The 2,021-nt window shown below is 42.6% G+C and carries 2 protein-coding genes; one reads left to right on the plus strand and one right to left on the minus strand.

All coding sequences use genetic code 11. The features are described from left to right. Positions 1–472, minus strand: a 472-nt coding sequence (locus A3766_RS22920) for a methyltransferase domain-containing protein (RefSeq protein ID WP_156509060.1), incomplete at its 3' end; no start/stop codon positions are given. A gap of 190 nt (positions 473–662) precedes the next feature. Between A3766_RS22920 and A3766_RS22925 the strand changes: the two genes are divergently transcribed. Then, positions 663–1,871: an HD-GYP domain-containing protein gene (locus A3766_RS22925; protein WP_068510800.1), complete on the plus strand. Its 1,209-nt coding sequence runs from the start codon at positions 663–665 to the stop codon at positions 1,869–1,871. The last annotated feature ends 150 nt before the right edge of the window (positions 1,872–2,021 follow it).

Below are 2,021 nucleotides of genomic sequence, written 5' to 3' on the forward strand. Positions count from 1 at the left end.
CGGCTTCCTTGTCTGGTGAAAGGTTGATAACGCAATTTGATACGATGATATCAAAACTGTTTTCTTCAAGGCCAAGTTCGTTTAAACGTTCGATATAACCCAGCTTGAATTCTGTATTCTTGCTTGCGTAGCCGAATTTCTCGGCATGGTAAGATTCGTGCTCAAGTGCAATGGTAAGCTGCTCTTCTGTCATGTCGATACCTAAGACACGGCCTTGTTCGCCAACCCATTGGGATAGAACGTAGCAATCTCTGCCAGACCCGCTGCCAAGATCCATTACCTGCATTCCTTCAAGCACGGGTGGGGCAATTAGACCGCAGCCATAGTAACGGGCTAGTACCTCATCATGAACCTTGGCTAATGCCGTCTTTACATGTCTAGGTAAACCAGCGCTTGTACAGCAGGCGTTGGTTTTAAGATCTTCGGTTTTTTCTAATACTTTCCCGTAATAGTTTTTAACATCATCATGCATGCAGGGAGATCTCTCTTTGAATTGTTAGCGCGTGTTTCTGAACTTGGAGACAAGTAAGACAAGCAATAGTCTTAAACGTTCAAATATATAAAACGAGTAAATTATCACGCTTTCGTCTTTGAATATATAGGGCTTGTAGCCTATCTTTAAATCATACCTTTTTCGAACATTGTCCTGGAAATTTAGTGCCATGAGTGATAGCAGTTTTGATTACCTTGGCGGTAATTATTATATCAGCGCAGCAAGCTTGCTTCTCGAATACCGGATGTTTATTGACTCCCATCCGACGCTTTTCAAAATAAACCAAGCCAATTCATATTGGCCAAAAATGGTTTTCTTTTGCAATGAGCTTGAAAAATTTCCTGAGATCATGAAGGCACTTACTCGTGTCCATGTTTGTTCGCAAATCGACTTCGAAAGGGCTTTGTTTTGCAGTTGGTGTGCGTTATTGATTGGCCGGTCAGCTGGCCTCACAGAAGCTAACCAAAGATTGCTGTTCGTCGCTGGTTTACTGCAAGATATTGGTAAACACGCACCCGATACCGAGACGATTGAGTTTCCCACAAAGGTTAATGGCCCTTTCTTTTCTCCAGCTAGCTCGCTTGACGGCAGAGATATTCACCCTCTGATTAGTTCACGTTTAGTTGAAAAGTACCTACCTGAGCTAGAAGGGCTTGCGGAGCTGGTTCTACACCACCACGCACGAAATGACGGAACTGGCTTTCCAAATCTCATTGGTGAGCCTCAACTTGGTCTAGACGCCCAGATTTTAGTGATCGCCAATGAGTTAAGTGACCGCCTTGATCAGCTAGGTGGTCACAATCAGATATCTCATACCTTATCAAACCTTAGGCTCAATTCTTTTTTGTATTTTGAAAGGGCGCATCAGCATTGGATCACCTTAGTTGAAGCGCACCTGTCTAGCCCGATCGAGTCACCAAAGAACTCAAATCTGTTTCTTGATATTGAAAGCAAGATTAAAGAGCTCGAGAAAATGCTGTCGTGCTTACTCGTCGTCAGTGCTGAGCTACTTCCGTATGATTTTGACCTGAGTGTCCATGGTTTGCGTTCAATGATTCATCGTCTCGTTAGGCTTTCAACCGATACCGGAGTGTTTGATCCGAGCCTGTTTAGGCAGCGCACTGAGGGCGTTATTGGGATGAAGATCGATAACGACTGCTGTGAGCTCCATAATATTCATGAATGTACTGTTGTTCGTGACATAGCTATCATTTTAAAAGGATTACCTGAGATTCTCTCTCGAATGAGGGTACTGACGGGTGATATTCTTTCCTCCAAAAAGTATGATGCCAATTACAATTTAGTCGCCAATGCCAATGAACTTTTATATAAAAATATTAAGTTACTGGAAGGCAGTCGTTGTAGCATTTTTCGCTAGTCTGTTCGTCTAGCTTGGTAATCAATCTTTTGTTTCTATTTGGGTAACTAGCGCTATTAGTTTTACTCGAAAGTAGAGCACATACTTGGCTCATTTTTGTGCCATTATCTACTGTAAACTGACTCTTAACTAGGTAAGTCAATGCAAGAA

It is taken from the genome of Oleiphilus sp. HI0132, assembly GCF_001635845.1.

Excerpts from the sequence above, each read along its gene's own strand:
- A3766_RS22925 (WP_068510800.1), top strand. The coding sequence starts at position 663 with ATGAGTGATAGCAGTTTTGATTACCTTGGCGGTAATTATTATATCAGC.